Annotated in this window: 18 protein-coding genes; 5 read left to right on the top strand and 13 right to left on the bottom strand. The window is 44.8% G+C overall.

Annotated elements, in window-relative coordinates:
* Positions 1 to 107: 107 nt before the first annotated feature.
* The 4 genes from ABD894_RS24460 to ABD894_RS24445 all read left to right on the top strand — a co-directional run bounded on the left by ABD894_RS24460 (position 108) and on the right by ABD894_RS24445 (position 3422).
* The gene (locus ABD894_RS24460) at positions 108 to 1058 is read left to right on the top strand and encodes an NAD-dependent epimerase/dehydratase family protein (protein ID WP_345213721.1); all 951 of its coding nucleotides are present in this window, start codon (positions 108 to 110) and stop codon (positions 1056 to 1058) included.
* Between the two features lie 55 nt (positions 1059 to 1113).
* A complete protein-coding gene (locus ABD894_RS24455; RefSeq protein ID WP_345213720.1) occupies positions 1114 to 1839 on the top strand; it encodes a YebC/PmpR family DNA-binding transcriptional regulator in 726 nt (241 codons plus the stop codon).
* A 132-nt stretch (positions 1840 to 1971) separates the two neighbouring features.
* Positions 1972 to 2187, top strand: a complete 216-nt coding sequence (locus tag ABD894_RS24450) for a DUF2442 domain-containing protein (protein ID WP_345213719.1) — start codon at positions 1972 to 1974, stop codon at positions 2185 to 2187.
* 5 nt (positions 2188 to 2192) lie between these two features.
* Entirely contained in the window at positions 2193 to 3422 is a 1230-nt protein-coding gene (locus tag ABD894_RS24445) for a hypothetical protein (protein WP_345213718.1), read from the top strand.
* 219 nt (positions 3423 to 3641) lie between these two features.
* On the opposite strand, the gene ABD894_RS24440 is transcribed toward ABD894_RS24445, so the two are convergent.
* The 7 genes from ABD894_RS24440 to ABD894_RS24410 form a co-directional block, all read right to left on the bottom strand.
* A complete protein-coding gene (locus ABD894_RS24440; RefSeq protein ID WP_345213717.1) occupies positions 3642 to 4196 on the bottom strand; it encodes a YciE/YciF ferroxidase family protein in 555 nt (184 codons plus the stop codon).
* Between the two features lie 81 nt (positions 4197 to 4277).
* Complete coding sequence (gene ligD / locus ABD894_RS24435) at positions 4278 to 6797, bottom strand: DNA ligase D (RefSeq protein ID WP_345213716.1); 2520 nt, start codon at positions 6795 to 6797, stop codon at positions 4278 to 4280.
* Between the two features lie 2 nt (positions 6798 to 6799).
* Positions 6800 to 7570, bottom strand: coding sequence for a non-homologous end joining protein Ku (gene ku, locus ABD894_RS24430; RefSeq protein WP_345213715.1), 771 nt, complete (start codon positions 7568 to 7570; stop codon positions 6800 to 6802).
* A gap of 289 nt (positions 7571 to 7859) precedes the next feature.
* Positions 7860 to 9185: an APC family permease gene (locus tag ABD894_RS24425; RefSeq protein WP_345213714.1), complete on the bottom strand. Its 1326-nt coding sequence runs from the start codon at positions 9183 to 9185 to the stop codon at positions 7860 to 7862.
* Between the two features lie 348 nt (positions 9186 to 9533).
* Entirely contained in the window at positions 9534 to 9752 is a 219-nt protein-coding gene (locus ABD894_RS24420; RefSeq protein ID WP_345213713.1) for a hypothetical protein, read from the bottom strand.
* Between the two features lie 23 nt (positions 9753 to 9775).
* A complete protein-coding gene (locus tag ABD894_RS24415) occupies positions 9776 to 10171 on the bottom strand; it encodes a hypothetical protein (RefSeq protein ID WP_345213712.1) in 396 nt (131 codons plus the stop codon).
* Between the two features lie 14 nt (positions 10172 to 10185).
* Positions 10186 to 10755: an RNA polymerase sigma factor gene (locus tag ABD894_RS24410; protein WP_345213711.1), complete on the bottom strand. Its 570-nt coding sequence runs from the start codon at positions 10753 to 10755 to the stop codon at positions 10186 to 10188.
* Between the two features lie 158 nt (positions 10756 to 10913).
* On the opposite strand from ABD894_RS24410, the gene ABD894_RS24405 reads away from it, so the two are divergent.
* A complete protein-coding gene (locus ABD894_RS24405; RefSeq protein ID WP_345213710.1) occupies positions 10914 to 11279 on the top strand; it encodes a CoA-binding protein in 366 nt (121 codons plus the stop codon).
* Between the two features lie 75 nt (positions 11280 to 11354).
* On the opposite strand, the gene ABD894_RS24400 is transcribed toward ABD894_RS24405, so the two are convergent.
* From ABD894_RS24400 to ABD894_RS24375, 6 genes are all read right to left on the bottom strand, one after another.
* Positions 11355 to 11726, bottom strand: a complete 372-nt coding sequence (locus ABD894_RS24400; protein ID WP_345213709.1) for a hypothetical protein — start codon at positions 11724 to 11726, stop codon at positions 11355 to 11357.
* 115 nt (positions 11727 to 11841) lie between these two features.
* The gene (gene arsB / locus ABD894_RS24395; protein WP_345213708.1) at positions 11842 to 12906 is read right to left on the bottom strand and encodes an ACR3 family arsenite efflux transporter; all 1065 of its coding nucleotides are present in this window, start codon (positions 12904 to 12906) and stop codon (positions 11842 to 11844) included.
* A complete protein-coding gene (locus ABD894_RS24390; protein ID WP_345213707.1) occupies positions 12896 to 13327 on the bottom strand; it encodes an arsenate reductase ArsC in 432 nt (143 codons plus the stop codon). The genes arsB and ABD894_RS24390 overlap by 11 nt, the downstream gene beginning before the upstream one ends.
* 11 nt (positions 13328 to 13338) lie before the next feature.
* Positions 13339 to 13830: a DUF6428 family protein gene (locus ABD894_RS24385; RefSeq protein ID WP_345213706.1), complete on the bottom strand. Its 492-nt coding sequence runs from the start codon at positions 13828 to 13830 to the stop codon at positions 13339 to 13341.
* A gap of 106 nt (positions 13831 to 13936) precedes the next feature.
* On the bottom strand, positions 13937 to 14266 hold the full coding sequence (locus ABD894_RS24380; protein ID WP_345213705.1) for an ArsR/SmtB family transcription factor: 330 nt from the start codon (positions 14264 to 14266) through the stop codon (positions 13937 to 13939).
* Positions 14267 to 14345: 79 nt separating this feature from the next.
* On the bottom strand, positions 14346 to 15722 hold the full coding sequence (locus tag ABD894_RS24375) for a methyltransferase RsmF C-terminal domain-like protein (RefSeq protein WP_345213704.1): 1377 nt from the start codon (positions 15720 to 15722) through the stop codon (positions 14346 to 14348).
* Between the last annotated feature and the right edge of the window lie 766 nt (positions 15723 to 16488).

Below are 16488 nucleotides of genomic sequence, written 5' to 3'. Positions count from 1 at the left end.
GCAAATAATTTTGCACTTAAGGCCGTTACAGGTTTTAATATTGTCACAATGCAGCTTTACAGGCTGTATTATGTGCAAATTTTTAACTTTGCTGGATATTGACACCCATGACCGAGAAAATTTTAATTATTGGCGCCAACGGCCAAATAGGCACTGAGTTGGTTAAAGCCTTAAGAGCTATACATGGCAGCAACCAGGTAATAGCCGCCGACATTCGTAAACCTGCTGACAGCGAGGGCGATGAAGGCCCGTTTGAGTTGGTAAGCGTAACCGATGCCGACAACCTTCGCCGTGTGTTTGAAGCCCACAAACCAACACAGGTATACCTGCTGGCAGCCATACTATCTGCCGTAGGCGAAAAGAACCCTAAAATGGCCTGGGACCTCAACATGACCGGCCTTTTACTGGTGCTTGATTACGCAATTGAGTTTAAAGTGGCTAAATTGTTTTGGCCAAGTTCCATCGCAGTGTTCGGGCCTAACTCGCCAAAAGAGAATACGCCGCAGTATTGTGTGATGGATCCGAACAGCGTTTACGGTTTCAGCAAGCTTGCCGGTGAGCGCTGGTGCGAGTACTATTTTGAAAAATACGGGCTTGATGTACGCAGCATCCGTTACCCGGGTTTGATCGGCTGGAAAGCAGCACCGGGTGGAGGTACTACCGATTACGCGGTACATATTTTTCACGAAGCCTTAACTAACGGAAAATATACCAGCTTTTTAAGTGAAGGAACCGAATTGCCGATGATGCACATGGACGATGCCATACGTGCCACGCTCGCGCTGATGGATGCCCCGGCAGAAAGCCTGAGCATACGATCATCATATAACTTGGCGGGTTTAAGCTTTACACCCGAGCAACTGGGCGAGGAAATTAAGAAGCATATTCCCGGTTTTGAATTAAGCTACGTGGATACCGACCCACGCCAGGCCATTGCCGACAGCTGGCCAAAATCGATAGACGACACCCAGGCCCGCACCGACTGGGGCTGGCAGCCGGAGTTCGACCTGCCGAGAATGGTAGAGGATATGCTTACTAATCTGAAAAAGATTAAGTAACATAATATTATATTTGCACCTCAAAAACCTGATCAATAACAGGTTTATAATTACTATGGGAAGAGCATTTGAATTCCGTAAGGAAAGAAAATTTAAACGCTGGGCCAAAATGGCGGTTCAGTTTACCCGTTTGGGTAAGGAAATTGTTATGGCTGTTAAAGCAGGCGGCAGTGATGTTGACAACAACTCAAGGCTACGCACCGCGGTACAAAATGCCAAGGCGGTTAACATGCCTAAAGACAGGGTTGAAGCCGCTATAAAACGCGCAACCAGTCGCGATGAGAAAGATTACGAAGAAATAGTATACGAAGGATACGCGCAATTTGGTGTAGCTATATTGGTAGAAACCGCTACCGACAACCTTAACCGTACCGTTGCCAACGTACGCAGTTACTTTACCAAATATGGCGGTACGCTGGGTAAAACCGGCTCGCTCGATTTTATATTCAGCCGCAAATCGGTATTTACTTTTGATCCGGGCGACCGTGATCTGGAAGAACTGGAGTTTGAACTGATAGATGCCGGCCTTGAAGATCTGTTTGTGGAAGCGAACGAAGAGGGACAGGACGTAGCGGTTGTACATGCAGGTTACGAGCATTTCGGTAGCATGCAAAAAGCCCTTGAAGGATTGGGCATTGAAGTAAAATCGGCCAAGTTAGAGCGCATCCCGCAATCGACCACCGCCGTAACCGAAGAGCAATCGGTAGAGGTGTTCAAGATCATTGATCGCCTGGAAGAGGATGACGATGTGCAGGCGGTGTACCATAACATGGCAGAGTAACAGCACTCTCATTGCCGATCAGTAAAAGGACTGTCATGCTGAGGTACGAAGCATCTGTTAGTGAACTGTAAAGCGAAGAAGATTCTTCACTATGTTCAGAATGACAGTCCTTTAAAATTAAAGTGATAAATCATGGCGTTATTCACATCACGTAAGCAACAAAAAGACATTAAGGTAACCTTTAATGCGGGCTTGCTGCATGTGGATAAAGGCGATGGTAAACAACAGGTTTTTCCGTTGGAATGGTTCCCGAAGCTGATGAACGCGACCGACGAGGAGCGTGAAGACTGGACACCAACTGCCAACGGGATACGCTGGAACAAAATAGATGTGGATATAATGCTGTAAAGCCGATGCTAACGTTCGAAGAGTTTTTTAAAAAGAAGAAGATAAACCTGGCCGCGCTGCAAGATGCCGAACCGGGTTTATTTGCCGAATTTGAAAACCACTACGGACAAATGGGCGAAAAAAGCTTCGACCACACCAAAAAATACTGGTTCAACAAACTACGCTTAAAATACCACCTTGCACCCGAAATTAAGGTTGAAAAGGTAGTAATTGAAAACAGGCTTGCCGAGCAAACCATTGTTGATTCGCTCACAGAGCCTGTAACATCCGCGCCAAAAACAGGCTTTACACCACGCTTTAAAGCACCATCAACACCGAAACCGGCAGAAGAAACACCACAAGCTGAAACCCCGGCAGAGCAACCCGCTCCAACACCGCCGCCTGCAAAGGTTGGTTTTACACCGAGATTTAAGGCGGCACCAAAACCGGCGGAAGAAACACCACAGGCTGAAATCCCGGCAGAACAGCCTGCCGCAACACCGCCGCCTGCAAAGGTTGGTTTTACTCCAAGATTTAAAGCGGCGCCAAAACCTGCTGAAGATATGTCACAAGCTGAAACCCCGGCAGAGCAACCCGCTGCAACACCGCCTCCTGCAAAAGTTGGCTTTACACCAAGATTTAAGACTGCGCCAAAACCTGCAGAAGATACGCCACAAGCCGAAACCCCGGTAGAGCAACCCGCTGCAGCACCGCCGCCTGCTAAGGTTGGCTTTACTCCGAGGTTTAAGGCTGCGCCAAAACCGGCGGAAGATATATCACAAACCGAAACGGCAAAAGTTGAGCCTCCGGCAGAAAACATTGAACCGCCTGTTGAAGCAAAACCGGCATTAGGTTTTAAACCGAAATTCCGTGCAGCAAGCACGCCAAAGCCTGCTGAAGAAAAACCTGCTCCCGAAAAGGAAGATGTTATTAAAGATGAGGCACCGGGCAATACGATACAAGTAAACGCCGCGGAAGAAGCGGCAGAAGAAACTCCCGAAGAAAAGCCTGCCACCAAAGCACCTTTGGGCTTCAAGCCAAAGTTCCGTGCAGCAAATGCTACTCCAAAGCCTGTAGAAGAGATTCCGGTACCCGAAGTTCAGGAACCGATAAAGGATACTGCCGAGCCTGCAACGGCTTCGGACGTTGCACCCGAAGAGAAACCTGCAGAGGAAACACCCACCACCAAACCGGCATTAGGTTTTAAGCCAAGGTTTAATCCCAAAACAACCCCTCCAAAACCTCCGCAAGAATAATATTCGCTGTCGCGAGTTTAGCGCAGCGTAACTCGTGACTACGCATGCCGAAAGCTTTCAGCTTTCGTAATCACGCCATCTGTATTGCAGTTAAGCTGAAAGATTAACCCATAATGTATCACGAGTTACGCTGCGCTAAACTCACGACAGTATAAGCTGTAAACAAAAAAGTCACCTCTTTTTACAGAGATGACTTTTAATATAGCGTTCGGCAATTACTTATTTCTTTTCGGCTTTGGCACTTTTGTTAATGCCGCTTTCTGCAATTTTAGTAAGCAGGTCATCAGTCTTTTTTTCTTCCTGCAAAGTAGCATCAAGCAGTTCGGCAGCTTCGTTATAGCCCAATGTAGCGGCTAAGGTTTTCAGCGTACCATAAGAGGCAATTTCGTAGTGCTCAATTTTTTGAGCGGCAGAGATGATCCCGGCATCACGGGTGATGGTACCTTCTTCGGTATCTTCCAGTATCCCGGCACCTTCTTTTAGCAGGCCATCCATGGCATCGCACTTTTTAGTAGCGGCCTTTTCACCTATCACTTCAAAAACCTGCTCTAATCTTACAGCGTGGTTTTCAGTTTCGGCAAGGTGGGTTTCGATAGCCTTGCGCAACTCATCAGATGTAGCGCCTTTCGCCATTTTAGGCAATGCTTTGGCCAGGTGTTTTTCGGCCCAGTAAATGTCCTTTAATTCGTCAATAAACAGCTCATTTAAAGCCGAATCGCTCACCTCAACAGCAACTTCTGTTGCTTTGGGTGCTTTTGTTTTTGTAGTTGCCATAGTGCAGATAATTTTTATGTTTTTAATGTACACAAGCTATTACCAACACCATGCCAATTGCTTAGTTATATATAAATTTAATTATAATTCAATATTTACTCCCTCTTGTTTTAGGAGTTTTAATGCCTTTTTCAAATCGGCTTTTGTTTTATGAAGGCCTTTCCATGGATCATCAATTTTATCGGCGCGTTCTTTTATATTGTAAATAGTATAGTCTGATAGCTTCAAATCATCATTTACCTCGTGCCAGTGCAGTGGTGCCGATACGGTAGCCCCCGGTTTTGGCCGTACCGAATACGGGCAGGCAATGGTTTGTCCGCGGCGGTTCTGCAAAAAGTCGATATATACTTTTTTAGGCCGCTTAGCCGGACTGCGTTCTATACTTGTAGTATCGGGCAGTTCATCATGTACCAAATGGGCTACATACTCGGCAAACACTTTTACAAAATCATAATCGTACTTAGCGCCCAGGTAACAGTAAATATGTAAGCCCTTTGAGCCCGATGTTTTTATAAACACATCCAGTTTCATCCTGTCGAAAACTTCTTTTGTTTTCAGTGCAGCTTCAACCGCCTGGCTAAAAGGCACATCATGCGGATCAATATCGATCACCACATACTCGGGGTTCTCCGGCTTTTTATAGCTGCTCAACCAGGGATTAATTTCGATACAACCCAAGTTAACCATATAGATCAGCGTGGCTTCATCGGTACCTACAATGTAGTTAATGTCTTTATCGTTACTTTCAGAGTAAACCTTTTCGGTCTTGATCCAATCGGGCAGGTTGGCGGTATTGTCCTTTTGAAAAAATCCCGGATCATCAACGCCGTTGGGCTGCCGTTTCATGGAGATGGGTTTATCTTTCAAAAAAGGCAAGATCCTGTCGGCCATGCTCTGGTAGTATTTAACCAGTTCGCCTTTGGTGATGCCTTCCTGTTTCCAGAATACTTTATTCAAGTGCGATACCCTCACTTTTTTACGACCGTAGGTGATAATCTCCTCGTCGGCCATTTGCTTTTCGGGTGTTTCCATAACAACATTTTCTTTGTTTTTATCCATCCTTAAACCTTTATAAACCGGGTGGCGCAGGTGCCCGTCGCCCGTCCATTCGGTATACCAAACCTCACAAACCAGTTCGGGTTTTAACCAGGTGATCTTGCTGCGCTGATGCGGTTTTTCTTCGAACGGGCGTTTATCGGTTTCGAGTGGTTCCATTTTTGAAAACAGCTCCTTAAGCGAAGCCTCATTAAAACCCGTACCGCAATTACCAATGTATTTGATAATATCGCCTTGGTTAATCCCCAGCACCAAAGCGCCAAAATGCTTACGCGAACCCGTGGGGGCGGTATAGCCGCATATCAAGGCCTCTTGCGAATTTTGATATTTAAACTTCAGCCAGCTATCGCTCCGTTTGCCACTGTTGTAATAGCTTTGGCCATTTTTGGCAATCACGCCTTCCCACTCTTCTTTTTTTGCTTTATTAAATAAATCCGTGCCTTTGCCCTCCACATGTTTGCTATAGATAATAGAAGGTGTAGGATGCTGCGCGATCAGCGTTTCCAGCAGTTTTTTCCGTTTGATCAGTTCCAGATCGCGGATATCGTGGCCGTTTAATTTGAGCAGATCGAACACGTAATATTTAAGCGTGAGATTATCCTTATCCCCATCATAATGCTGTATATCCTGAAAACGGCTTCGGCCTTTATCATCTTCAATCACCAGCTCGCCATCAATAATGGCATCCTTGGTTATCTCCTCTAATTCGTCAACCACCTTCTTATAATCCTTACTAAAGTCGATGCCATTGCGCGAGATGAGTTTGGCGTTTTTGCCGGTATAGCCAAGCGCGCGGTAGCCATCCAGTTTGCGCTCGTATATCCAGTCTTCATGATCGAAAATCTTACTTTCCAGTTTGGCCATCATCGGGCGGTAGGCGCCGCCGGTGTGCTGTTCTTCTACCGGTTCATCTACCTCGTTTTTGTCAGGAGTTTTTTTTTCAGCCTTAACTTTTTTGCCACCGGGCAGGGCGGTCGCTTTGCCGTCCTTGTTATTCTTCATGGCCTTTATTTTTTCGGGCACAAGGTCTTCGCTGTTAAATTTCTTTTCGGCGTAGTCGTCCTTATGCTTTATCAGCAGCCACGAATTATCTTCACCGGTTTTTAGTTTTACCAGCGCGAATTCGCCCTTTAAAATCTTGCCTTTCAGCCTGAATTTTAAGTTACCCGCCTTTAAGCCTGCCCGTAACGTTTTAATATCATCCTTACGGTCATCAGCTAAAGATTCATAAGTACCATGATCCCATATCAACACCACGCCTGCCCCATAATTTCCGTTGGGGATAATGCCTTCAAAGTTCTGATAATCTATCGGGTGGTCTTCCACCATCATGGCGAGGCGCTTGTCTTCGGGGTTAAGCGATGGCCCTTTTGGCACGGCCCAGCTTTTTAGTGTACCGTCCAGTTCCAGCCTGAAATCGTAATGCAAATGCGAGGCATGGTGGCGCTGTACCACAAAGGTTAAGGCCTTACCTGTGCTTTTACCGCTTTTTGGTTCGGCGGTTTTACTGAAGTCGCGCTTTTTTTCATATTCCTTAAGGCTCATGATCAGGCTCCTTTTTTAGCATTTAAACTTTCCATTAATTGCTCATACAGGTCGGTTCCTTTTGCTTTATGCGGTTTAAGCTTTTTAATGGTCGGCCGTTTACCCTTGGCTTTCGCGCGGATAATCTTCAGCAATTCGTCATTATACTCATCCTTAAATTTCGACACGTCAAAATCTTCGGCGTACTGGTTAATGAGTGCCAAGCCTACGTCGAGTTCCTTTTTACTCACGGTTACATCGTCGGCAATGTTAAGGTCGTCGGTATCACGTATCTCCTGCCCGAAACGGATACGGGTAACCACCAGCACATTTTTAACCGGGTGTACAATACACAGGCTTTCGGTATTGCGGAGCACAAAACGGGCAAGCCCGGCCTTTTTCGATTTAATGAGCGCTTTCAGCAGCAGTGCGTAGGCTTTACTGTTTTTGGTGTCGGGTTCGGTATAGTACGATGTTTCGTAAAACATGGGGTTTACATCGCCAATGTCAACAAAGCTTTCAATTTCTATGGTCTTGCTTTTTTCGGGCGCGGCATCTTCAAAATCACGCTCTTCGAGAATAATATACTCTTCGTCTATCTTGTAGCCCTTTACAATTTTATCGTAGGGCACTTCCTTATGTGTTTTTTCGTTCACGCGCTGGTAGCGGATACGCGAATGATCGCGACCGTCGAGCATGTCCAGATCGATGGAGCTGCTTTGCACGGCAGAATACAGTTTAACCGGTATACTCACCAGTCCGAACCCGATAGAACCCTTCCAGATAGATCTCATAGTCAGCTTGTTTTATTAGCTTAAGTATAACTATTGAGATGGGGAATATGTTTGGAGGGTGAGGTTCGAGGTTTTAGGGGCGGGGTTTGGGGTGGGTGGGATAGAAACAGTCGCATAATCAACTCACCCGGTCTACGCTTCGCTGGACCACCCTCTCTGTTGCGCAAAGAGGGAAAGAACTTCGAAACCCTTCTTTCCGCAAGCGGAGAGAGGGGTGACAAGCGAAGCGATGTCGGGGTGAGTTAATTTCACCGATCTTGTGAGGTTTGAGAAAGAAATTAAGATCGGATTATTCACTCAGTAAATTCGGTTTTCGCCAGGTAATTATTCGCCATACCAATTCGGCGCTGGAGAGGGCGATGATGGCGAACAGGGCTGCCTGGATGCCTTTTTCTTCGGAGGCGAACGCGCCTGCGAGTGCGATGAAATATACCGATACCGGTAACACGATCATGAGGTAGAGGCCTTTGGTACTTAATGGGATCTTGAAGGGGCGGTGCCTGCCGGGTTGTTTTATGCGGAGGGTAAGCAGGGTAATGTATTCGAGTGAAAGCCCGGCGCCGTATACGGTAACGTCGATAATGAGCAGGTCGGCGAATGTCCATAACACCATCAGGCTTACTATTATGGAGCAAATTACTATGGAAATATAAGGCGTTTGAAAACGGGGATGATTACGGTTAAGTCCTTTCGGCAGCAAGCCGTCATCGGCCATGGCCTTGGGTACGCGCGATACCGACAGCAGCACGGCGGCATATATACCCAACGTACTGGCCATGCCACCCATGGCGATGAGCGCGCCCAGCCATTGCCCTCCAATGAGTACACCCAATGCAGGGAAACCGTCGTTGGTTAAAACATCCTTATTAATACCCGATTGCTGCGCTACCAGCACCGCGAAAAAGTACACTACCATTACCAACGTGAACGCGATAGCGATGGAGTTTAAGTACGATTTTACGGGCTTCTCTACTTCCTGGGCGTAGGTGGTTATATTATCCCATCCCAAACAGTTCCACATTACCGTGTATAATGCCATACCCAGCGAAGGATAGCTGATACTATGCAATGATGGCTGCGGTAACGCGATACCGCCTGTGTGCTTATAAAAAAACACGGCCACCAAAACTATAAACGGCGATAACACCGCGGCACTTAAAAACAGGGAGACTTTACCCACAGGCACTATCCCCAATATGTTCAACCCTGCCGACGACCATATAATGAGCAAACAAACAGGGATCTTATATGCCTCCAATCCGGGGAAGAAGAATGTCGCGTACTCAACAAACAATACGGGATAAATGGCCAGATCAACAAAGGTGTAGAGCCAGGTCCACCAACCTTCGTAAAAACCCCAGCGGGTACCCAGCGTATTCTTTACCCATTTGTAATAGCCGCCTTCAACAGGCATCATACTGTTGAGCTCCATTACGGTGAGTATGGCGGGCACATCCCACAACAATGGGGTAAGTAATAATAGCAATATAGCGGCATGCTCACCGGCATAAGCCAGCAAGGGTTCCAAACCATATGGCCCGCCCGACACGGTAAAAAATATTACCGCGATAAGCTGTAAAGGCCTGATCTTCTTTAAGGATTGTGGGAATGGCATCGGTTATAAAAATATAACTTCTGCATTATATTTTATAACGAAGTACGCGGAGGTTTCTACGGGGTTACGCAAAGATCCTCACCCACCCTGTCATCTTGAACGTAGTGAAAGATCGTTTTCGCCATGCCTAACTATTTGATTTTTAATACTTAGGTAGCTAAATTTTAAGTACACAGATGCTTGTATATTATATATAGGGGAAAGAAACTCAAAAAACTCAGCGTAAAAAACTCAGCTATCTCCGCTGCTAAATCACTCAAGTCACTCAAAAAATAATCTCTGTGTAACTCCGTGCAAACCTCTGTGTACTTTGTGGTTAAAATAAAGCGCGGTTAAATCACAACCAGATCAGCAATCCAATTCATGGCAACAGAAGCCGTTGGTTTGTAGTAGTTGCTCAATGTACCGGGGGCACACATCATCGGCGGCTACAATTCGGAGTATGCGGTCGCAGTCTTCGAGGTCGAAATTCCAATCTTCAATACCCGAAACATCGGTTAGCAAGGCTCTCACCTCGCTAACCTGTTCAGCCTCGGTAACGGTTGTGGTAAATACAAGCACTCCCATAAACTAAAAACAAATTGTGTATATTAAGAAACAGGCGTCCCCGTTGGATCTTTAGGTGTATTGAATGAACTGTAATCGTTCGGCGTTCTTTTTTTCCAGCCGCACATGCGGTCCTCCATTTCGGTACGGAACCTATCGCGTTCTTCCGGTGTCATGTTTTTCATTTTCTCAGCCCATTTGCGCCTCATCCATGGTGCTCCGCCACGCGGGCCTCCACCCTTTCCAAAGCCAAACAGTATTTTGCACAGTACAAATATGCCCATGGCCTGCCAAAAGGTAATTGTGGTTACGTGCATAATATCGGGCAGCAGGCAGTTCCATAATTGCATCACCACAAAACTGATGAGCGATAGCAGGGCTGCTACTCCTATAGGTATCAGTACAAACCTCAGTTTGCCTTCGTAAAATATCTTTTTCATTTTTTCTTATAATCTTAATATTGTGTAATCTCTTTGTACAACTGGCCAAGCCTTTTGCGCAGGTGCAGCACGGCATACCGCTTGCGCGATACCAGCGTTTGCACTTTTTCGCCCGTTCGTTCGGCTATTTCATTGAAGGGGATATCCTCCAGTTCCTGCCAGATGAATACATCCCGCTGTTCCTGCGGTAATTCATCAAGCGCCAAAAATAGCTGCTCCCAAAAAAGGTTACGCAGGTATTCGGTTTCGGGTGTTGTGCTGGTAGTTAACAGCAAGGCCTTAAAATCGGGCAGGTCTTCCTCATCATCATCGGCGGCCATATCATCCAGCAGCACTTCCGATTTTTTCTTGTGCTTATCGATGATCTTGTTGCGGGCCACCTTATATAACCAGGCACCGGTTTGCTCAACAGGTTCCGAGTTTACTACCGCGCTCAGTTGGTACCAAACATCCTGCAGTATATCTTCGGCATCGGCATCATTGTTCACCCTGCGGCGAATAAAACCCAGCAGGTTTTTACCATACTCAGTAATAGCTTGTATGATACGTCTGTTTTTATCCTGGGGCATTAATGCTGTTACCAATTGTACTTGTTATTTAATAGTGAAGACGAGCGTTCTCACAAAACATTTTAAAATATTAAAATTTATTTTAGGTTAGATGCAAAGTACGACGAATTGTTAACGCGGTGTAACATAAAAGCGTCAATAAACAAAATGACCGGGATAGCCGTTATAACTACATGGCTGATAAAAAGACATTGATATTAGGTGCAACGCCCGATGCCAGCAGGTATGCTTACCTGGCGGCAAATAAACTGGTGCGCTATGGACATAGCATTGTAAACGTGGGGATAAAAAAAGGAGAAGTGGCCGGAGTGGAAATTGAAAAGCCCGAAGCTATTCACAACGATATTGATACCATTACCTTATATATAGGTACGCGCAACCAGCCGCCTTTGTATGATTATATATTGGATACCAACCCACAACGCATTATTTTTAATCCCGGAACGGAAAACCCTGAACTGGAGCGGTTGGCTAACGAAAGAGGAATAGATACCCAATACGCCTGTACGCTGGTAATGCTATCTACAGGGCAATATTGATTATAAAGACAACCTTAACAGAACAGGCAGGTCATTTTTGATCTGCCTGTTCTGTTAATAATTATAGTATAACAATTAATAATATACTATACCTGAATATGCTTTTATAACGCCGTTGTGTCTAAACCTAACATTTAAACCCAAGCCATCGCCACCCGGTCCGCTTGTAGTATTCCATGTGCCTGTAACATTTGTGCAAGCAGTAACATCAGCCGATGTAGCATTATTTGTAGCATAAATTTGGGTAACGTTTGATCCCGCCGCCGGATTACCATACGCATGATATTCCTGGCCGGCAACTACAAAATAGCCAAGATCTAAAGAGTCGGCAGTGTTGCGCACATGCGATACCGTGATTTTAGGCGATACAATGTTTTTTTGAAAGGTGAATGCTGAAAAAATAACAGCCATTGCAATAACAGCAATCAGAGAGAAGTGCTTTTTCATGAAAGATAAGATTAATAGGTAATTAATTAAACAATTACCTATTAATACGATGGGAGTAAATTAAAGTTTCGTTTAGAGATAAAATTATCTGTAGCGATAAATTTATCATCATCTGCTATGCCGCGCCGGGTTTGTAGCGTAGTTTTCCGGCGACGTTTACTAATATTATTAATGCCGGAACTTCAACCAGCGGCCCGATAACTCCGGCAAAAGCCTGGCCCGAATTAATGCCAAACACCCCTATCGCGACAGCTATTGCCAGTTCGAAATTGTTGCCTGTGGCGGTAAACGCGATAGCCGCATTTTTTGAATAACCGGCACCAAAATATTTACCCGCGAAAAAGCTTATCATAAACATGATGCCGAAATAAATTACCAACGGCACAGCTATCCTAAACACATCCATCGGTATTTGGACGATTAACCGGCCTTTTAAGCTAAACATCAGTACAATGGTAAACAACAAAGCCATAAGTGTTAGGGGCGAAATAAAAGGAATAAACCTATTTGTAAACCACGCCTCGCCTTTCAATTTGATTAAAACAAACCTGCTTATAATTCCTAACGCGAAAGGTATCCCTAAATAAATGCCTGCGCTTTTTGCTATTTCTTTAATGGTGATGTTAACAAATAAGCTTTTCAGCCCAAACATCGGCGGTAATACGGTGATGAAGATGTACGCGAAAATGCTATAGAATAATACCTGGAAAATACTGTTGAGCGCGATAAGCCCGGCAGCATACTCGCGGTCGCCGCCGGCAAGCTCATTCCATACTACCACCATAGCAATGCACCGGGCAAGCCCTATCAGAATAAGGCCTGTCATGTACTCAGTCTTATCTGCCAAAAATAGGATCGCGAGTATAAACATAAGTATTGGCCCTACTACCCAATTAAGGATGAGTGAAACACTAAGTACCTTAATATCTTTAAAAACAGTGCCCAGCTTTGTGTAATTTACTTTTGCCAGCGGCGGGTACATCATTAATATTAAGCCTGCCGCAAGCGGGATGTTGGTTGCGCCGCTTGAAAACGAATTGATAAAACCGGCAGACGAAGGCATGTAGTTGCCGATGTATATACCCAGGGCCATCGCCATAAATATCCACAGGGTAAGGTAGCGGTCTATAAAGCCCAGCTTTTTACGTTCTACAGCGGGGGCACTTCTGTTAACCGGCATGCTGTGTGCTTAAGTTTTCGTTTACAAAAGTTTCAGCATAGCGCTTAATCATTTCGCGTACGCGCCTAAACTGTTCCATAATCTCATCCTCGGTGCCGGTGGCTTTAGCCGGGTCGGGAAAGTTGTAGTGAAATTTAGCCGCTTGGGTAGGAAAGTAAGGGCAGCTTTCCCTGGCATTATCGCAAACTGTTATTACGTAATCAAAATCGATATCAAGGTACTCGTTTACATTGTTTGAGGTGTGGGCGGATATATCTACACCATCTTGCTGCATAATTTCAATAGCACGCGGGTTTACACCATGTGTTTCTATCCCGGCACTATAAATTTGGGCACGGTCGCCCGCGAAATGCCTTAGATAGCCTTCTGCAATTTGGCTTCGGCAGCTGTTGCCGGTACATAATACTAATATGTTTTTCATATATATAATAATTAACAACAGCCCGAATCCGGGGCACAAGTGTTTACGGGCGCTGCCAGATTTTTCAATTCAATTTTAGGTTTGTCCGTCGGTGTGCAGCATTCTTCACCGCTATCGGTTGTACCACAGCTGCCTCCCCGGTTAATGGCTTTACATTGTGTGGCATCAGGTATAAGGTCAACTATCAGATCGTCGCTTTCAATCAGTAACTCGCCGGGATACATTTGGCGGGTATCGTATACCGAATTGCCAAACTCAATCTTCACTATCCCTAACGGATTAAGCGGCAACGATTTTTCTACCAGTTTAATAATCGATAATGCTTTACTTACAGGCATGGCACGTTCGCTATCCTTAACAGGCGGTTCCCATAGTTGTATAATGATCTCCGTCCAGGCATTCATCACACCACCGCAATCAACCGATACTATCGGCGCCTGTTTTATTTCAGTAATATGATAAGAGGCATCCACCCATTTATCCACCCCATACTGAAACTGCAAAGTGCGGTCGGCATGTTGTTCAAGAGCTGTTTGAAGGTTTGCCAGTTAGTTAAATTTAATGTATCCATATATTGCAATTTTACGATTGATGTATTCAAAAAAAAGGTTAGCAACAGCTTACCTCGCCTTTGTATGAGCTTAAAAATACCCCTAATTGTTTTTCGAGCAATTTCCAGGTTACGGGGTTAATGCAATAGCAAACGCTTACCCCTTCAATAGTACCCTGTATAATGCCCGCTGTTTTTAATTCTTTTAAATGCTGCGAAATGGTAGCCTGCGCCAAACCCAGCTCTCCTACCAGGTCGCCGCAGATACAGGTGTTTGAAATGAGGATCCGTTGAAGTATCGCTATACGGGCAGGGTGCGCCAATGCTTTCATCAGTTGTGCCAGCTGGTTCTGCTCGTCGGTAAATATTTCTGTTTTGGTAAGTCCCATAATCTTTATATCGCAATATTGCGATTAATATAGTTAAGAAACAAATTTTTATTCAATTTTGTCGCACTTCCAAATTAGTTCAGATAGTTGGGGCGTTCGATAGTATCCTGATCTCTTTAGGGTAATAATTATTAATGCGGTTAGGCAGCAATTTGGCCCAACCCAAGGCCAACCCTTCAAAAGTCATCAGGCTCCAGCCTTTTTCCTGTATATTAATATCTATATTATCCCTGCGGAGATATTGTATCGCCTGCTCGTAATTCAATTCGATTTGTAATATCGCAACCTTATTAATAATAGTACTCAGGGCAAGCTCGTGGTCGGGTATCAGGTCCTTCCCTACCAGCTTGCCTATCCTCACGCCCGACTTCTTTATATATAGGTGCCGGTGTAAAGTGTTCAGGCTTTCCTTGTGCTCGCGGCCAATGGCCAGCCAATCATCGTTCACCTTAAAGTAATAGTAATCGTCGGGCTCGTTAATATAGGCCTTCACCTGGTCAATCTCTTTTACGGCCAGCTTTTGCTGCGCGGTGTTTTTGTAAAACGGAAGTTCGCCGCTGCTGTCGGTCTTTTTAAGGCAGGCCGCAAATAAACCTTCACCCTCTACCTGTCCCGGGTAAAAACGATAACCCCATGCCTGCTGCTTTACAGACCGGCTTTCTACAATGCCCCACTCCTTATTAATAGGTATGTTGATGCTCTCCATTTCAAACTCATCGCATAGCCAATCCAAAATATCCTCATTTTCCTGGTGCGAGTACGAGCATGTACTATATATAAGGTATCCATCTTCTTTTAATGCCGGATAAATATCGGCAAGTATGCGCTCCTGCCGTTGATGGCAAAGATTAACGTTTGCTTCACTCCACTCGTTCATGGCGGCCGGGTCTTTACGGAACATGCCCGAACCCGAGCACGGCGCGTCAACTAATATAATATCAAAGAAACCTTTCAGGCGGCTGAAATCTTTCGGGTCGTTATTGGTAACAATAACATTGGCGGTTCCCCAGCGGTTAAGGTTGTCGGTAAGGATGGGTACGCGTGTTTTAATAATTTCGTTTGCCACTAACAGATCGGTACTATTTAAGGCCGAATTAAGCAAAGTGCTTTTACCGCCGGGAGCCGCACAAAGGTCGAGTACGCGTATGGGCTCGTCGTTTTGTTTAATGTTTTTAATAATATGATCAATAAACATCGACGAGGCCTCCTGTACATAATAGGCCCCTGCATGAAAAAGAGGGTCGAAAGTAAAGGATGGTCGGGTATCTAAATACAGTCCTTCTTTACACCATGGCACTTGTTTGCCTGTTTTTGAAGCCGATTTTTTAAAAGGATTGAGCCTGATAGAAGTAATAGCATGCGGATTTTGATGCGCTTCAACAAAATTTTGCGCTTCAAAACCGGGTTCGCGTTTCAAAGAATCTAAGAAATGGGCAGGAAATTCGACGTTTTTCATATCTGCATCAAAGATACAATTTAACAATACGGAATAAAAAGGCTGTTTTTAGCCATATTGACTATAGTGTTTGATCTTAATTTACAACGAGTTAGGCCATTGTTTTAATTATTTGAAAAAATGTTTTTACGGTAATAGGTTTTCTTGTTACATTTGTGACCGCCCAAATCAAAACGGGCGTTGTTTTTTGAAATTGTGCGAATAAAAAATACCTGATAAAAAGTTGAAATAATACTTGCAGAGTAAATAAAATAATCGCACCTTTGCAGCCGCTTCCAGCGGGAGAGAATAGTGAGGAGATAAGCTGGAAACGAAGAAAAGGGGAAAGAAAACGAACTTTAAAAATAAAAAAAAAATAAAGTTTGGAAATAAGAAAAAGCTTTCTACCTTTGCAGTCCCAAAACGAGGGAAGGCAGCCAAAGCGAAAGTGAGGCAGCCGGAACGAAGAGAAAAGGGAACAAAAACAAAACGGCCGAGAGCAATTCAAGGTTGAAATGAAATAAGAGATTTAGAAGGCGCAACGCCTGATAAGATAAGCCAAACTGAGACAGGGCGGCGATAAGTTCTTTAAGAGAAATAGAGAAAATCATGTAGCGTAACGGGCTAAGACAGGAACCGGAAGAGGAATGTTTTAGTGATTGTATACGAAGAGAAAAAAGAAACCAATAACTTCATGTAACACTTTGGGGATACTGTAAAAGATACAGTGAGTAAAAGCTGGCAACTGCCGGTTGACTGCTTACAAATAATTACAGATTCTATTAGA

This window comes from Mucilaginibacter gynuensis (assembly GCF_039541195.1).
Lineage (GTDB): Bacteria > Bacteroidota > Bacteroidia > Sphingobacteriales > Sphingobacteriaceae > Mucilaginibacter > Mucilaginibacter gynuensis.
Note: the sequence above shows the minus strand (reverse complement) of the source record. Positions and strands in the feature narration are given on the sequence as shown.